Origin of the sequence: Haloarcula pellucida (assembly GCF_014647235.1) — an archaeon.
In the GTDB taxonomy this organism is placed as follows: domain Archaea; phylum Halobacteriota; class Halobacteria; order Halobacteriales; family Haloarculaceae; genus Haloarcula; species Haloarcula pellucida.
Genome location: NZ_BMOU01000007.1, coordinates 80423 through 95767 on the forward strand (window position 1 = coordinate 80423; position 15345 = coordinate 95767).

The window sequence follows — 15345 nt, forward strand, 5'->3', positions numbered from 1 at the left end:
CACGCGGAGTCGCGGATCCGGGCATCTGCCGCCCACGACCCGCAAACAGTAGGTTTATCAGTCGCACGCGGCGAATCTCCACCAAGATTACTCTCGAAATGACATCGAACAAACAACCGGAGGTGAACATCGGACTCGTCGGGCACGTCGATCACGGGAAGACGACCCTGGTACAGGCGCTGTCCGGCGAATGGACCGACCAGCACTCCGAGGAGATGAAGCGCGGTATCTCTATCCGGCTCGGCTACGCCGACGCCACGTTCCGGCGCTGTCCCGAGGAGGACGAACCGGACGCCTTCACGGTCGACGAACGCTGTGAAGAACACGACGTAGACACCGACTACCTCCGGACGGTGTCGTTCGTCGACGCCCCCGGTCACGAGACGCTGATGGCGACGATGCTTTCGGGTGCGGCCATCATGGACGGCGCCGTCCTCGTCGTCTCCGCGACCGAACCCGTCCCGCAGGCCCAGACCGAAGAGCACCTGAGCGCGCTCGACATCATCGGCATCGACAACATCGTCATCGCCCAGAACAAGGTCGACCTCGTCGACGAGGAACGGGCGATGCAAAACTACGAGCAGATACAGGAGTTCGTCGAGGGGACCGTCGCCGAAGACGCTCCCATCGTCCCCATCAGCGCCCAGCAGGAGGCCAACATCGACCTCCTCATCGACGCCATCGAGCGCGAGATTCCGACCCCCGAGCGGGACCCCGAAGCCGACGCCCGCATGATGGTCGCACGCTCGTTCGACATCAACCGCCCCGGCACCACGTGGGAGGACCTCCTCGGTGGGGTGCTGGGTGGGTCGCTCGTGCAGGGGAAACTCGAAGCCGACGACGAGGTCGAACTGCGCCCCGGCCGTGAAGTCGAGGAAGGCGGCAAGACCGAGTGGCGCCCCGTCACCACGGACGTCCGCTCGCTGCAGGCCGGCGGCGACTTCGTCGACGAAGTCACGCCCGGCGGACTGCTGGGCGTCGGGACCGGACTCGACCCTGCCATCACGAAAGGTGACGCGTTGGCCGGTCAGGTCGCCGGGCCGCCCGGCAGTCTCCCGCCGACCCACGAGCAGTTCACGATGGACGTGGACTTACTCGAACGCATCGTCGGCGACGACGGCGGCGAAGTCGAGGAGATATCGACCGGCGAACCGCTGATGCTCACCATCGGCACCGCAACCACCGTCGGGTCGGTCACCAGCGCCCGCGACGGCGAGTGTGAACTCGCCCTCAAACGGCCGGTGTGTGCCGAAGCCGGTGCGAAGATAGCTATCAACCGCCGTGTCGGGGCCCGATGGCGACTCATCGGCGTCGGCACGCTGCGTGGATGATCGTCCTGGATACGAACGCGCTCATGATGCCGGTCGAATGTAACGTCCGCGTGTTCGAGGAACTCGACAGGGTGCTTTCGGACACGCCCGAGACGGACCGCGACTACGTCGTCCCCGAAGCGGTCCGCGAGGAACTGGAGAAACTCGCCGACGGCGCCGGCGCGGAGGCGACGGCCGCTGGCGTCGGACGGGACCTCCTCGAACGGTGTTCGGTCGTCGATACCGAGGCCGACTACGCCGACGACGCCGTCCTCGAACTCGCGACGCGACCGGAGACGACACACGCGGTGACGAACGACAAACCCCTCAAACGCCGCCTGCTCGGCGCAAGCGTTCCAGTAATTAGTTTAAGGGGCCAGAACAAACTCGGTATCACTCAACCATAATATGTACAAACGGGTACGCCTACGCGATACGGTCGAAGTGCCGCCACGCCACCTCGCGGACGTCAGTCCGGGGATGGTCAAGAAGCTCCTGCAGGACAAACTGGAGGGCCGGATGGACGAAGACGTCGGCAGCGTCGTCTCCGTCATCGAGGTCCACGACATCGGCGACGGTGCCGTCCTGCCCAACAAACCCGGCGTCTACTACGAGGCCGAGTTCGACGCACTCACCTTCGACCCGCAGATGCAGGAAGTGGTCGACGGGGAAGTCGTCGAAGTCGTCAACTTCGGAGCCTTCGTCGGCATCGGGCCGGTCGACGGCCTGCTGCACGTCTCCCAGATCTCCGACGAGTATCTGGCTTACGACGAGGAGAACCAGCAACTCGCCTCCCGGGAGTCCAACCGGACGCTCACCGTCGGCGACGCCGTCCGGGCCCGCATCGTCACGAAGAGCATCGACGAGCGCAACCCCCGCGATTCGAAAATCGGCCTCACGGCCAAACAGGTGGGGCTGGGCAAACACGGCTGGCTACAGGAAGAGCGCGAGAAACGAGAGAGTACGGCGGAAGTCGGTGATAGCTGATGGCCGACCGACTCGTCTGCCGCGACTGCCACCGGGTGCAAAGCGCCGAGATAGAGAGCCAGTGCGAGGCCTGCGGTGGGACCTCGCTCACCGAGGACTGGGCCGGCTACGTCGTCATCGCCCACCCCGAGAAGTCCGAAATCGCCCGCGAGATGGAAGTGACCGAACCGGGCCAGTACGCGCTGAAAGTCCGCTAACGTGTCCGACGTCGTTCTCGAACTCCCCGACGCGTTGCGTGCGGACCTCAAAGAGCCGATGGGGCGGTTGTACACCGACTCGGCGGCGTTACTGGCCGATGCAGGCGACCCGCTCGTCGCCGTCGGCGACATCGTCACGTACCACCTGTTAGAGGCGGGCCGCGTCCCCGACGTCGCCCTCGTCGACGAACGGACCAAGCGGTCGGCCGTCGACGCGGCTGTCAGCGCCGCTATCGAGGGATTCGACCGTCGCGTCTCCGTCTCGAACCCGGCGGCGACGCTCACCCGCGCGTTGCTCGTCGCGATGCGTGACGCGCTCGACGGCGACGGGACGACGCTCGTAGACGTCGACGGCGAAGAGGATTTGGCCGCGCTGCCGGCCGTCCTCGCGATACCCGACGGCGGGAGTGTCGTCTACGGCCAACCCGACGAGGGGATGGTGCTCGTCACGCCGGACGACGCGACACGCGAGCGAGTGCGGTCGCTACTCGACCGGATGGACGGCGACACAGAAGCGGCACTCGAGGCGATCCGGTAGCTACTCCGGTCGCGGGACGCTGAGGTTCTGCATCTGTTCGTCACATCGGTCGCAGGTCACTGTCGAGCGGTCGCTACAGAGGCGCTTGCCACAGGACGGACACTCGAACAGCTTCTCGTCCTCGTCACAGGGGGCAGGGTCTGACCATCGAGGCATCTGTGTGCCTGTATGGCCAGTCTGATAGCTTAAGCGTTGTTACCACGTCACAATAGTGAACGCGCGTCCAAGAAAACTGGACGGTCGGTCACTCCAGCACGTGGACGTGACGGACGAGCGACCGGTGAACCCGACGTTCGAACCGGCAAGCGACGGTCCAACCGGCGTCGCGGGCGGCGTCGCTCCAGTCCCGGTCGGCGACCAGCACACAGCGCGGTGCGATGCGGTGGGCCTCGGCGAGCGCACCGGAAACGAGGGGGCGCAGTTCCCCCTCGATGCGCGACTGTCGGCCGTAGGGTGCATCGAAGACGACGGCGTCCGCGACGTCGTCGGTGAGCGGCAATCTAGCCGCATCCGAGCGACAGACGTCCCAGCGGCCGGCCTCGGGATAGGCCGTGCGGTCGGGATGCCCGTCGCCGTCCAGCGCGTACGCGAGGTTCTGTCGGGTCCCCCGGACCATCTTTTCCTGTGCGTCGCCGCCGACGACGCGCGCGCCGACTAGTCCCGCCTCCAGTAAGATGCCGCCGGTCCCACACATCGGGTCGACGACGGTGGCGCCGGGCCGCGCACCGGCGATGTTGACCAGCGCGCGGGCTTCGAGCGGGTCCATGCTCCCCGGCTGAAAGAACGGACGGTTCGTGGGCTGGCGGTCGCCGAAGTCCCGGACGCTGGCGATGTGTTCCCACCCGAGCGCACAGCACGCCTCGCCCGCGTCAGGGCCTCCCGCGTCGCCGTTCCGCCACGAGGACGCATCCTCGCCACCGCCCGATTCCTCGTCGCCCGCCGGGTCGGCGAAGTAGGCATACAGCGTGTGGTCGGGGTCGTCTAAATCGACGGCGAATCCGCGGTCGGTGAGGACGCCGCCCAGCGTCCGTTCCGCTCGCTGGGTGTCGATACCCGTACTCGCCCGCACGTCGACGGCCCGCACCGCGACGGTCCCCTCGCGGTCGACGGTCGCGGCCTCGAGCAGTGCGTGCGCGCTCTCGACGGTCGGGTCACTCGTCCCCACCAGTTCACAGACCCGGTGGGTGAACGCGAGGTGTCGCGCGCGCGCCGTGACGCCGCGCGCGGTAGCGAGGCCCGGCGCGAGGACGGCGACGTCGCTCGCCGCGCCCGCGGCCTCCCGGCGCGCGAAGGCGTCGTCCTGTCCGCCTAGTTCGAGGACGTACACGCCGGTATCGTGCGTCCGTGCCGGTAATAGCGTGCCGGTCGCCGGCCGTCACGCGGCCCTATTTGGCCCGAAGTGATCAGCTCATCGACGTTTTAGCTGTGCGACCTGTCAGTCGATGCCATGAACCTTTATAAGCCTTAAATACGTGATTTAAATCGAGACATGGTTGACCCCAAGGAGACCATCAACATCGAAAACGTCGTCGCCTCGACCGGTATCGGCCAGGAGCTCGACCTTCAGAGCGTGGCGATGGACCTCGAGGGTGCCGACTACGACCCCGAGCAGTTCCCCGGACTCGTCTACCGCACGCAGGACCCCAAATCCGCGGCGCTCATCTTCCGTTCGGGCAAGATCGTCTGTACAGGCGCGAAGTCGACGGACGACGTCCACCAGAGTCTGCGTATCGTCTTCGACAAGCTCCGCGACCTGAACATTCAGGTCGACGACGACCCCGAGATCGTCGTCCAGAACATCGTCACGTCCGCGGACCTCGGTCGAAACCTCAACCTCAACGCCATCGCCATCGGCCTCGGGTTGGAGAACATCGAGTACGAACCGGAGCAGTTCCCCGGTCTCGTCTACCGCCTCGACGAACCGGACGTCGTCGCGCTCCTCTTTGGCTCCGGGAAACTCGTCATCACCGGCGGGAAAAAACCCGAGGACGCAGAGGAGGCCGTCGACAAGATCGTCTCCCGCCTCGAGGAACTCGGCCTCCTCGACTAGGGACCCGACCCGCCGTGGGGCCGCCCACGCACTCGGGAACACAACGCATTAGCGCCGCCGCGACCAACCGCAGGTATGCTCCAGGCCGGTACGCCGAGTCTGACTGGCGGCGGCGTCCTCGCCGTCGTCGTCACCCTGTTGCTCACCTGGCTGTTCTACGCCGTCACGCTCCATCTGGCAGCGACGTTCTTCATCGGTGACGTCCCGAGCCAACTGGCCGCGAAAGCCGCCATCGTCCCCACCGTCGTCTCCCTCCTGCTCCAGCGGTGGGGCGTCGAGTCGGGCCTCGTCTCGCCCAGCCTCGGCGTCCTCGTCGTCGTCGCCGCGACGTTGCTGGCCGACGGCATCGCCATCAGTTCCGTGTATCGGCTGTCGACCCGGTCGACCGCGCCGCTGGTCGCGCTGCACTTCGCCTTCGCGGCGGTGCTCGGGTTCGCGCTGAACAACATCTTCGGACTGGTGTAATGGAGGACAACGACCGCGCCATCGTGACGTTCACCGGACTGGCACACGGACTGGTCCACACCTACGAACTCTCTATCCCCATCTTCGTCGTCGTCTGGCTCACCGAGTTCCCGGTGACGACGGCACTGCTCGGAACGGTGGTGGCCGTCGGCTACGGGCTGTTCGGTGCGGGCGCCCTGCCCGGGGGTGTCCTCGCGGACCGCTACGGCTCGAACCTGCTCGTGACGGCCTGTCTGGTCGGGATGGGAGCCGCCTTCCTCCTGTTGAGCGTCGCCCCGGGCGTGCTGACTATCGCCCTCGCGCTGGGGTTGTGGGGGCTGGCGGCCAGCGTCTACCACCCCGCAGGGCTGGCGCTCATCTCCACCGGCGTCGAGGAACGCGGCACCGGCTTCGCCTACCACGGGATGGCCGGCAACGCCGGCATCGCGCTGGGGCCGCTCCTGACCGCGCTCCTCCTGCTCGCATTCGACTGGCGCGTCGTCGCCGCCCTGCTCGTCGTCCCGGCCGTCGGGGCTGTGGCGTACGCGCTCACCGCGGAGTTCGACGAGACGGCGGCGGTCAGCACCGACGGCGGCGAGGCGAGTGACGGCGACGACGGCCCGCCGGCCTCCGTCGGCGAGTTCCTCGCCGACAGTCGCGCGCTCTTCACCACGGGCTTCGCCCTCGCGATGCTCGTCGTGACGACGAACGGCCTGTTCTACCGCGGGACGCTGACGTTCCTGCCGGACGTCCTCGGCGGTTTCCTCCCGCCCGTCACCGAGTTCGTGCGGGTGTTCGAACCCGGGAGCCCGCTGGCCGAGGAGTTCGACCTCGCCTTCTACCTGTACTCGGGCCTGCTGACCGTCGGCATCGCCGGCCAGTACGTCGGCGGGAAACTCACCGACCGCATCGAGACGACGACCGGACTCGCGGCGGTGTTCGGCGGCCTCGCCGTCGTCGCCCTGCTGTTCGTCCCCGCCGCCGAAGCGGGGCTGGCACCGCTGCTCGCGGTGAGCGTCCTGCTGGGCTTCCTGCTCTTTACGCTCCAGCCGCTGTATCAGGCCACCATCGCCGAGTACAGCCCGCCCGGCGACCGGGGGCTCTCCTACGGCTACACCTACCTGACGAACTTCGGCGTCGGCGCCGCCGGCGCGGCGATTTCGGGGTATCTCCTCTCGGCCGTCGGCGTGAGCGGCACCTTCCTCGGACTGGCCGTGTTCCCCGCGCTGGGACTCGTGTTCGCGGTGACGCTCTGGCGACTCGACGCGTAGGGGCGGCCAAACAGTTTTCAGCGCCAGCCACCGGGTTCGTCTATGGACAGCCAGCCGAATCTGGACCGCTTTACCTCCCGTCGGTCGACGGCCTACGGGACCCGCGGCGTCGTCGCGACGAGCCAACCGCTCGCCGCCGAGGCGGGAATCGAGGTCCTGCGCGAGGGCGGCAACGCCTTCGACGCGGCGGTAGCGACGGCGGCGACGCTGAACGTCGTCGAACCGATGAGCACGGGGCTAGGCGGGGACGCCTTCGCGCTCTACCGCACCGCCGAGGGCGACGTGGGGGCGATGCGGGCCTGCGGCGGCGCGCCCGACGCCGCGACGCTGGAGACGGTGCGGGAGCGCGTCGCCGACCGCGAGGGCGGTGCCCCCGAGGACGCCGAGATGCCCGACCGCGGCCCGCTGGCGGTGACGGTGCCCGGCGCGCCCCGTGGCTGGGAGGCCACCGTCGAGCGGTTCGGGCGCCTCTCGATGGACGCCGTCCTCGACGACGCCGTCCACTATGCCACGGAGGGGTTCCCGGTGAGCGAAGTCATCGCTTCGGCGTGGGCGCTCTGTGAACCGGAACTGCGCAACGACGCGGCCCGCGAGCAGTACCTCGTGGACGGCGAACGGGCACCCGAAGTGGGCGAGCAGATGCGCCTGCCCGAACTGGGCGAGACGCTCGAAACGCTGGCTAAGGAAGGGGCCGACCCGTTCTACGAGGGCGACATCGCCGACGCCATCGCGGAGACGGTCCAGTCCGCGGGCGGCCTCCTCGAACGCTCGGACCTCGCCGGGTTCGAGGTGGAGTTCCCCGACCCCGTCTCGACCACCTACGGCGGCGTCGAGGTGTACGAACTCCCGCCGAACAATCAGGGCCTCGTCGCGCTGGAGGCGCTGAACGTCGCCGAGGCCGTCGGCGTCCCCGAGGTCGAGGACCCCGTCGAACGGACCCACCTGCTTGCGGAGGCGACGAAACTCGCCTTCACCGACGGCCACCACTACATCACCGACCCGGCGTACGAGGACGTGCCGCCGCTGGCGTCGAAACGGTGGGCCGAGCGGCGGGCCGAAGAAGTCGGGTCGGAGGCCATCGAGAACGCAGAAGTGGGCATGGTCGACTCGCCGGCCGAGGACGCCGACACCGTCCTGCTGACCGTCGCCGACGGCGCGGGCAACGTCGTCTCCTTCATCAACTCGCTGTTCAACGGGTTTGGGAGCGGCCTCGTGGCGGGCGAGACGGGTCTCACCCTCCAGAACCGCGGGGCGTCGTTCTCACTGGACGCCGACCATCCGAACCGCCTCGAACCGGGCAAGCGGCCGTTCCACACCCTGATTCCGGGCCTCGCGCGCTTCGGCGAGGACGACTGGGCGGCCTTCGGCGTCATGGGCGGGTACATGCAACCACAGGGCCACGTGCAGGTCCTCTCGAACCTGCTGGACCGCGAGATGCCGTTGCAGGCGGCGCTGGACGAACCGCGTTGGCGCTACTGCGAGGACGGGACGCTGGCGACGGAGGCCCGCTTCGACGAGGACGTGACCGCGAAACTCGTCCGCCGGGGGCACGAGGTGCGCGTGGACGTGCCGCTGTACTTCGGCGGCGCACAGATAGCGCGCTACGAGGACGGGACCCTGTCGGGGGCAACCGAACCGCGGAAGGACGGCACCGTCGACGTGTTCTGAGAGAAAAGCTACGTCACTCGACGAGGCGCTCGATCTCGGTGACGAGGACGTCGCTCGCACCCACACTCTTGAGGTCGTTGATCGTCTCGAAGACGGCCGACTCCTCGACGACGGCGTGGACGGCCACGTCGTCGGACCCGGCGATGTCCATCACCGTCGGCCCGCCCATCCCCGGTAGGACCTCTTTCACGTCGTCTAAGGCCTCCTCGGGCGCGTTCATCATCAGGTACCGTTTGTCCTCCGCAGAGAGGACCGACCCCAGCGCCATGTCGACCTGCTGGACCTTCTCGGCGTCTGCGGTGTCCTCACGGGCGAACAGGCGGACAGAACTCTGGAGTACCTCGGCGACGATTTCGAGGCGGTTCATCCGCAGGGTCGTCCCGGTCGAGGTGATGTCGACGATGCCGTCGGCGATGTCGACGTGCGGAGTCAGTTCTGTCGCCCCCGACACCTCGGCGATGTCCACCTCGACGCCCTGTTCCTCGAAGAAGCGGCGGGTGATGTTCGGGAACTCCGTGGCGACGCGGCCGCCCTCGAAGTCGGCGACGGAGGTGACGCTGTCGTCGTCCTCGGGCGCCGCGAGGACGAGGCGACAGCGGCCGAAGTCGAGGTCGCGCAGGTCCACGAGGTCGACGCCGGCCTCTCGCACTTGGTCGAGTCCGGTGATACCCACGTCGGCGGCGCCGTCGGCGACGTACTCGGGGATGTCTGCGGCGCGGGCATAGAGGACGGTCACGTCGGGGTCGACCGTCTGGGCGTACAGTTGTCTGTCGGCCCCGTCGACGAGGTGGAGGCCGGCCCGTTCGAGTAGTTCGACGCTCGGGTCGTGCAGGCGGCCCTTGTTGGGGACGGCGATGCGCATACCCTGACTGTGCGGCGGCGGGCCAACTGTCTTTCCCTCGCAGGTCACGCTCGGTGGGGAAGCGCGAGGTAGGCCAGCGCCGCCAGTGCGGTGAGGCCGGCCATCAGGTAGAACGCGACGTCGAACAGACCGCCGTCGGCCAGTAGCCCGACGAGCGTCGACCCGAGCGACCCGACGGCGAAGAAGGCAGAGCGAAGCAAGCCCCACCCGGTCCCCTGTACGTCGTCGGGGAGGACGTCGACGATGTAGGCGTTCGATAGCGGGCCGGCGCTCATGCGGATACCGATTGCGGCCGCGCCGGCCGCCAGCGCGAGTTCGCCGTGCAGTCGGGGGAGCAGCGCCAGCGGCACCGCGCTCACGAGCGCCACGGCGGTCAACACCGGCGGCGACCCGTAGCGGTCCGCGAGGCGGCCGGTCACGGATTGGGAGATGGCACCGCCGACGAACAGCACCGAGAGAACGCCCCCGGCGGTGCTCTGGTCGAGCGTCTTCACCGTCACGAGATACGTCGTCAGAAAGGCCGTCGCCGCCTGAAACACGAACAGCATGACCGTCGCGCCGACGACGGCCAGCAGGAGGCCGCGGTTTCGGATCCCGGCGAGGGCGGCCCGCAGGTCCTCGCGGAGGCGGCGTCCGTCCGTCGCCGTCGGTCGGTCCGAGACGGAGAGCCAGAGCGCGAGCGCCACGACGACGAAGACGGGAGCGACGCCGCCCAGCGCGATTCGCCACCCGTACCGAGCGGTGGCGACGCTGGCGACGAACGGGAGCGCGGCGGCACCGATAGAGCCGGCGGCCATCACCGCGCCGAAGGCGGTCCCCTCGTTCGCGTCGAACGTCCGCGAGAGGACCGTCCCGCGGGTGGGACCGTACAGTCCGGTTCCGAGACCGAAGGCGGCCGTCGCCAGCAGGAAGAGGGCGTACGTCGCCGAGACGAAGTACGCGAGCAGCCCCGCCCCCGAGAGGAGGGCCGCGGCGACCAGCAGGGTGCGCTCGCCGACGCGGTCGATGAGCGCCCCCGTCGGGAACTGCATCGCGGCGTAGGTGAGCCACAGCACCGTCACCGCCAGCCCCGCCGCCGCGTTCGAGAGGCCGAACTCCTCGGTGATGGTCGGCAGGACCGCCGGGACGACGAAGCGCATCCCGAGGACGAGGAACCACCCGGCCGCGACGGCGCCGAGCAACCGTCCGGGGTGGTCCTCCCGCAGGTCGCGGACGGTGCGCCGAACGGCGTCGGTGACGGCCATCGGAGTACCGAAGGCAGGCGCTCGACCGGTATGACGGTAACGGAAGGGGCGACCGCGGACCCGGCCGAACTAAGAGCGGGGCCACCCAACCGCCGGTCATGAGCGAACTCCTCGTGAGCGGTGGACGGGTCCTCCGTCCGGACCTGACAGTCGAACGCGCCGACGTCCTCGTCGACCAGAGCGCTGGCGAGATACTGGCCGTCGAGGCCCCCGGCGAACTGTCGGGCGACGACGAACTCGACGCCAGCGGCGGCCTCGTCATCCCGGGACTGGTCAACGCCCACACCCACGTCACGATGACCCTGCTTCGGGGCTACGCCGACGACAAGCCGCTTGACGCGTGGTTACAGGAGGACATCTGGCCCGTCGAGGCCGAACTCACGCCCGAGGACGTCCGCGTCGGCGCGGAACTGGGTCTCGTCGAGATGGTGAAGTCGGGCACGACGGCCCTCTCGGACATGTACTTCCACGTCGACGAGATAGCCGCGGCCGTCGAGGAGGCGGGCGTCCGGGCCGTCCTCGGCCACACCGCCGTCACCGTCGGCAAGGACGACGAGGGCGCTCGCGCCGATATGCAGGAGAGTCTGGACGTGGCCCGCGAACTCGACGGCGCGGCCGACGGGCGCATCACGACCACGTTCCAGCCACATAGCCTCACGACCGTCGGCGAGGCGTACCTGCGGGAGTTCGTCCCCGAGGCCGTCGAGGCGGGCCTGCCGATGCACCTCCACGCCAACGAGACGACCGACGAGGTCGACCCCATCGTCGAGGAACACGGCGTGCGACCGCTCGAATACGCCGACGACGTGGGGCTACTCGGCGAGGACACGTTCCTCGCCCACTGCGTCCACGTCGACGAGACCGAAATCGGCCTGCTGGCCGAGACGGGCACCGGCGCGGTCCACTGCCCGGCCTCGAACATGAAACTCGCCAGCGGGATGGCACCGGTCCAGCGGCTGCTAGACGGCGGCGTCACGGTCGGTCTGGGTACCGACGGGGCGGCCTCGAACAACGACCTCGACATGTTCGGCGAGATGCGCGACGCGGCGATGCTCGGGAAACTGGCGGCCGACGACGCCAGCGCCGTCGCCGCCGAGACGGTCGTACAGATGGCGACGGCCAACGGCGCCGATCTGCTGGGCTTCGACAGCGGCCGCATCGAAGCCGGCGCGAACGCCGACCTCGCGGTCGTCGACCTCGAAACGCCCCACCTCACCCCGGCCCACGACCTCGTCTCGCATCTGGCCTACGCCGCTCGCGGCAGCGACGTGCGCCACACCGTCTGTGACGGCGCGGTGTTGCTGCGCGAACGAGAGGTGCAGGTGTTCGACGAGGAGTCGGTCCGTGAACGCGCGGAGACGGCGGCCCAGGAGCTGGCAGTGCGGGCGGAGCAGGACGACGAGAACGCATAAATTCAATCTATGTTTTGCCAATCCTATCACCACAGAGATTTGCAATCATAGAATTTTTCAATATATTCTCAGTATCATAAAATTTAGGTTTTAATATATAGTTTTTTATATCTTTTAGAGGGGAATTTTTCTCCAAGAGTATATTATTTAAGTAACCTACTTGTTCATCGGAATGAATGGTAGTATATAATACAATTCATTCAGAAGGCGATATTCAGTCTGGAGACGTAAACATGGTGGTGCGGATGTACCCCAACACTATAAATGAATACTCGGGAGCCTGCACCGAATCTGAGATTGTAACCAATGCCCTTCTCGATGCGTTTTCAGATATTTATAACAATGGTGATTCAAACGCATATAGAATTCAGGTAATGGATCCAGATTATCTGAACTATCCACCGAATGACTAATCGAGGAATATTTCCAAAATTGAGTATAAATAAGAATGAAAATTGAGTTTTAACCATAATATAACACACATGAAAAGACTTTATCGACGGAGAGGATTCCTGAAGCTAGGCTCAATAACTACAGTATCTACGCTGACCACGCTAGCGGGGGCAACGAGGAATAAACCGTCTCTACCCCCCGTTCAGTGGTCACAATTATTTAATAAAGGACCCGGGGAAATAGACTCCGTAATCCTAGGTAATGACGGAGGTTTCTTCATCGCGGGCCGCACTGACGCACAGGCTCCATGGCTTGCGATGCTGGACACGAACGGATCAGTACGTTGGGAAAAGACTCTTGAGCAGCACCTCAGCCCGCCCGGAATCGTTCGTACCGATTCGGGATACGCTGTGGGTACGATGTACCAGAAACCAGACTCCGACCACCCAGTGGTTTGGTTCGGGCTGCTCGACAACGACGGGTCCATTCGCTCGGCCGAAATCACGAATACAGAAGTGGAGACTCCATCAGGAGTATCCCTCTCCCGGGGACGGCACGGATACGCATTCGTGGTAGCCCGGAGATCGGCCGAGTGGAATTGGGCGGTGGTCACCGGCTTCGATACCACCGGGACGCACCAGTGGACGACGCGCTATGAGATTATCTACACGCCCACCTTCATCGAGTCAAGTCAAGACGGATTCGTCATCGGCGGGGAACAGGAGCGCGCGGATGCCCCCTGGGTGAGCGTGATTGACGGCGACGGCACCAAGCGATGGACGAAAACCGCTCCAGTCGACGAAAATTCGTCTGTGACTTCCGGTCTCGTCGACGATCGCGGCGGTATCGTCTTGGGCGAGTACGGTGGCCTGATACGGCTAACAGCATCCGGCGACGTCGACTGGCGGCGGACGTACGACGTGTTCGTCCAAGACGGCAAGTCCAGTGTACCCGCGGTCGCGCAGACGGCAGAGGGATTTGTCGCAGCGACCGACGAGCCGAAGCTCACACTCCTCTCAGTCAACCGGGACGGGGAACAACGGGAGACGCGCACTTACGACTTCGAATGCTATCTGTCCGACCTCATTGCACTGGCGTCCGGAGCCGTTCTCGTCGTCGGCGAACGGTCGACCGCAGACGGTCTGACTCCATGGGCGGCCCTTCTGGCAGACGAGACGCCGACGGTCGACCCGCCGACGATAACGCCAACGACGAATACGCCCGTCGAGACGACGCAATCAACGCCGACGGATGGAGACCAGTCCACCGACACTCCTACATCGGCGACGTCAAAGACGAACACACGGACCGAAACGACCACCGAGAAAAGCGGGGGGACCGGAGCGGCGGGACCAGGATTCGGTGTATCCACTGGAATTGCGTCGGTACTGGGAGGTGCCTGGCTGCGAAGTCGATCGGCCGAGGACGATTAAACGTTCAGAGCGGTTCGTGAATCGTATGCGGCGTTCTGCGGCCGTGTATTCGGAGTCGCGAATCAGACTGAACGGTGTGAACGAGAGGGGGGTTTAGAGGGGGTCCCGGTAAACGACTGGTACGTAATGCGAACCCAACTGATTGCCCTCCTCGCGGTCGCTGCACTGTTCGGCGCTGCCCTCGCGCCGGCGGCGGCCGCCGCCGACACCGCGGACGAATCGCTCGCCGTAACCGTCACACAGGACGACGACGTCACCGTCGAAGTCACGCAGAACGGGTCAGCCGTCGAGAACGCTACGGTGACCGTCGCCGCCGTCGACGGCAGTTACGACGGGTCGGGAAGCTACGAGACGGACGCGGACGGCACCGTCGCCCTCCCGACGCCCGACGAGCGTGTGAACGTCACCGTCACCGCCAGCGACGACGACGAGACGGCGGCGACGACGGTCGAACTCGACCCAGACTTCGAGGTCGACGTCGAACAGAACCGTGACGTGGTCGTGACGGTCACGCGCGACGACGCCGCCGTCGAGAACGCGACGGTCAACGTCAGCACGCGCGAGACGAACAGCGACTACGACGGCGCCGGGAGCTACGAGACCGGCGAGAACGGCACCGTGGTCCTCCCGACGCCCGAGGGCGACGAACCCGTGACCCTGACCGTGACCGACGGTGAGACCGTCGAACGGAACGTCACGCTGGTCGACGGCATCGACGTCTCGGCGGCCCAGAACGACGACGGGACCGTCACCGTCGACGTGACCCGCAACGACACCGCCATCGAGAACGCCAACGTCTCGGTCTCGACCGACGGCAACGCCACCTACGAGGGCACCGGCGACTACCAGACCGACGCCGACGGCGAGGTGTCGCTGGTCGCCCCCGACGAGAACGTCACCGTCTCGGTGAACGCCAGTGCCGACAACGCCTCCGACGCCACCACGGTCGAACTCGAATACGTCAACGAGACGGTACAGGAGGACCGGGAGTTCGCCGGCGTCTCGGACTTCGTCCACTACCTACTGGAGAACGGGTCCACCGGTATCGGTCCGGAAGTCTCCGAGTACGTGACCCAGAACAACCCCGGGAACGCCCCCGACCACGCGGGCCCGCCCGAGGACCGCGGCCCGGACGCCGAATCCGAGGACGAGGAAGAAGAGGCTGAAGACGAAGACGAGAGCGAAGAGGCTGAAGACGAAGAAGACGCGACTGAAGATGCGGAAGACGAAGACGAGAGCGAAGAGGCTGAAGACGAAGAAGACGCGACTGAAGATGCGGAAGACGAAGACGAGAGCGAAGAGGCCGAAGACGAAGAAGACGCGACTGAAGATGCGGAAGACGAGGGAGCCGACGATGACGACGGCGAGCGCGGCCCACCGGAAGATGCCGGTCCGCCGGAACACGCCGGCCCGCCCGAGGACCGCGGCCCGAACTGATCGCTGTCACACGTAGCTCGGTCCGGTCCCCCGTTCTTCGACTTCGATGTCGAGTTGCATCTCCGACCCGGTCGGCGTGTTGGCTCCCCACGAGAAGGT

16 protein-coding genes are annotated in these 15345 nt (G+C 66.4%); 12 read left to right on the forward strand and 4 right to left on the reverse strand.

Going from position 1 to position 15345, the window contains the following annotated elements; all coding sequences use genetic code 11:
• Window positions 1-98: 98 nt before the first annotated feature.
• The 5 genes from IEY28_RS18830 to IEY28_RS18850 are packed head-to-tail and all read left to right on the forward strand — an operon-like array spanning window position 99 to window position 3032.
• Complete coding sequence (locus tag IEY28_RS18830; RefSeq protein ID WP_189001539.1) at window positions 99-1331, forward strand: translation initiation factor IF-2 subunit gamma; 1233 nt, start codon at window positions 99-101, stop codon at window positions 1329-1331.
• A complete protein-coding gene (locus IEY28_RS18835; RefSeq protein ID WP_189001541.1) occupies window positions 1328-1717 on the forward strand; it encodes a PIN domain-containing protein in 390 nt (129 codons plus the stop codon). The genes IEY28_RS18830 and IEY28_RS18835 overlap by 4 nt, the downstream gene beginning before the upstream one ends.
• A gap of 1 nt (window position 1718) precedes the next feature.
• Entirely contained in the window at window positions 1719-2297 is a 579-nt protein-coding gene (locus IEY28_RS18840) for a DNA-directed RNA polymerase (protein ID WP_189001542.1), read from the forward strand.
• Complete coding sequence (gene spt4, locus IEY28_RS18845) at window positions 2297-2494, forward strand: transcription elongation factor subunit Spt4 (protein WP_189001544.1); 198 nt, start codon at window positions 2297-2299, stop codon at window positions 2492-2494. Before IEY28_RS18840 ends, spt4 begins: the two co-directional genes overlap by 1 nt.
• A 1-nt stretch (window position 2495) precedes the next feature.
• On the forward strand, window positions 2496-3032 hold the full coding sequence (locus IEY28_RS18850) for a GTP-dependent dephospho-CoA kinase family protein (RefSeq protein ID WP_189001546.1): 537 nt from the start codon (window positions 2496-2498) through the stop codon (window positions 3030-3032).
• Here the strand turns inward: IEY28_RS18850 and IEY28_RS18855 are convergent, their stop codons facing one another.
• Together IEY28_RS18855 and IEY28_RS18860 are read right to left on the reverse strand one after the other, a co-directional pair.
• Window positions 3033-3188 carry a rubrerythrin-like domain-containing protein gene (locus tag IEY28_RS18855; RefSeq protein ID WP_166967077.1) on the reverse strand — a complete coding sequence of 52 codons (156 nt, stop codon included), beginning with the start codon at window positions 3186-3188 and terminating at the stop codon, window positions 3033-3035.
• Window positions 3189-3276: 88 nt separating this feature from the next.
• Entirely contained in the window at window positions 3277-4359 is a 1083-nt protein-coding gene (locus IEY28_RS18860) for a TIGR01177 family methyltransferase (RefSeq protein WP_189001548.1), read from the reverse strand.
• A 162-nt stretch (window positions 4360-4521) separates the two neighbouring features.
• On the opposite strand from IEY28_RS18860, the gene IEY28_RS18865 reads away from it, so the two are divergent.
• The 4 genes from IEY28_RS18865 (at window position 4522) to IEY28_RS18880 (ending at window position 8465) form a co-directional block, all read left to right on the forward strand.
• Window positions 4522-5082, forward strand: a complete 561-nt coding sequence (locus tag IEY28_RS18865; protein WP_166967082.1) for a TATA-box-binding protein — start codon at window positions 4522-4524, stop codon at window positions 5080-5082.
• A gap of 75 nt (window positions 5083-5157) precedes the next feature.
• Window positions 5158-5547 (forward strand): DUF7473 family protein, encoded by a 390-nt coding sequence (locus IEY28_RS18870; protein ID WP_189001550.1) that lies wholly within the window; start codon window positions 5158-5160, stop codon window positions 5545-5547.
• Window positions 5547-6797, forward strand: coding sequence for an MFS transporter (locus IEY28_RS18875; RefSeq protein ID WP_189001552.1), 1251 nt, complete (start codon window positions 5547-5549; stop codon window positions 6795-6797). The genes IEY28_RS18870 and IEY28_RS18875 overlap by 1 nt, the downstream gene beginning before the upstream one ends.
• A 42-nt stretch (window positions 6798-6839) precedes the next feature.
• On the forward strand, window positions 6840-8465 hold the full coding sequence (locus IEY28_RS18880; protein ID WP_189001554.1) for a gamma-glutamyltransferase family protein: 1626 nt from the start codon (window positions 6840-6842) through the stop codon (window positions 8463-8465).
• A 13-nt stretch (window positions 8466-8478) separates the two neighbouring features.
• On the opposite strand, the gene hisG is transcribed toward IEY28_RS18880, so the two are convergent.
• Together hisG and IEY28_RS18890 are read right to left on the reverse strand one after the other, a co-directional pair.
• Window positions 8479-9327 carry an ATP phosphoribosyltransferase gene (hisG, locus tag IEY28_RS18885; RefSeq protein WP_189001556.1) on the reverse strand — a complete coding sequence of 283 codons (849 nt, stop codon included), beginning with the start codon at window positions 9325-9327 and terminating at the stop codon, window positions 8479-8481.
• A gap of 44 nt (window positions 9328-9371) precedes the next feature.
• Window positions 9372-10571, reverse strand: a complete 1200-nt coding sequence (locus IEY28_RS18890; RefSeq protein WP_229783184.1) for an MFS transporter — start codon at window positions 10569-10571, stop codon at window positions 9372-9374.
• 98 nt (window positions 10572-10669) lie between these two features.
• Here IEY28_RS18890 and IEY28_RS18895 point away from each other — a divergent pair, with 98 nt between their 5' ends.
• From IEY28_RS18895 to IEY28_RS18905, 3 genes are all read left to right on the forward strand, one after another.
• Window positions 10670-11983, forward strand: coding sequence for an amidohydrolase (locus IEY28_RS18895; RefSeq protein WP_189001558.1), 1314 nt, complete (start codon window positions 10670-10672; stop codon window positions 11981-11983).
• 710 nt (window positions 11984-12693) lie between these two features.
• Window positions 12694-13809 (forward strand): hypothetical protein, encoded by a 1116-nt coding sequence (locus tag IEY28_RS18900; protein WP_189001560.1) that lies wholly within the window; start codon window positions 12694-12696, stop codon window positions 13807-13809.
• Window positions 13810-13935: 126 nt separating this feature from the next.
• Window positions 13936-15246: a DNA primase gene (locus tag IEY28_RS18905; RefSeq protein ID WP_189001562.1), complete on the forward strand. Its 1311-nt coding sequence runs from the start codon at window positions 13936-13938 to the stop codon at window positions 15244-15246.
• Window positions 15247-15345 lie beyond the last annotated feature (99 nt).

Coding starts and splice junctions, on each gene's coding strand:
- IEY28_RS18880 (WP_189001554.1), top strand. CDS start 6,840: ATGGACAGCCAGCCGAATCTGGACCGCTTTACCTCCCGTCGGTCGACG.
- hisG (WP_189001556.1), bottom strand. CDS start 9,327: ATGCGCATCGCCGTCCCCAACAAGGGCCGCCTGCACGACCCGAGCGTC.
- IEY28_RS18905 (WP_189001562.1), top strand. CDS start 13,936: ATGCGAACCCAACTGATTGCCCTCCTCGCGGTCGCTGCACTGTTCGGC.
- IEY28_RS18895 (WP_189001558.1), top strand. CDS start 10,670: ATGAGCGAACTCCTCGTGAGCGGTGGACGGGTCCTCCGTCCGGACCTG.
- IEY28_RS18835 (WP_189001541.1), top strand. CDS start 1,328: ATGATCGTCCTGGATACGAACGCGCTCATGATGCCGGTCGAATGTAAC.
- IEY28_RS18865 (WP_166967082.1), top strand. CDS start 4,522: ATGGTTGACCCCAAGGAGACCATCAACATCGAAAACGTCGTCGCCTCG.
- IEY28_RS18855 (WP_166967077.1), bottom strand. CDS start 3,188: ATGCCTCGATGGTCAGACCCTGCCCCCTGTGACGAGGACGAGAAGCTG.
- IEY28_RS18900 (WP_189001560.1), top strand. CDS start 12,694: ATGCTGGACACGAACGGATCAGTACGTTGGGAAAAGACTCTTGAGCAG.
- IEY28_RS18890 (WP_229783184.1), bottom strand. CDS start 10,571: ATGGCCGTCACCGACGCCGTTCGGCGCACCGTCCGCGACCTGCGGGAG.
- IEY28_RS18870 (WP_189001550.1), top strand. CDS start 5,158: ATGCTCCAGGCCGGTACGCCGAGTCTGACTGGCGGCGGCGTCCTCGCC.
- IEY28_RS18875 (WP_189001552.1), top strand. CDS start 5,547: ATGGAGGACAACGACCGCGCCATCGTGACGTTCACCGGACTGGCACAC.
- IEY28_RS18830 (WP_189001539.1), top strand. CDS start 99: ATGACATCGAACAAACAACCGGAGGTGAACATCGGACTCGTCGGGCAC.
- IEY28_RS18840 (WP_189001542.1), top strand. CDS start 1,719: ATGTACAAACGGGTACGCCTACGCGATACGGTCGAAGTGCCGCCACGC.
- spt4 (WP_189001544.1), top strand. CDS start 2,297: ATGGCCGACCGACTCGTCTGCCGCGACTGCCACCGGGTGCAAAGCGCC.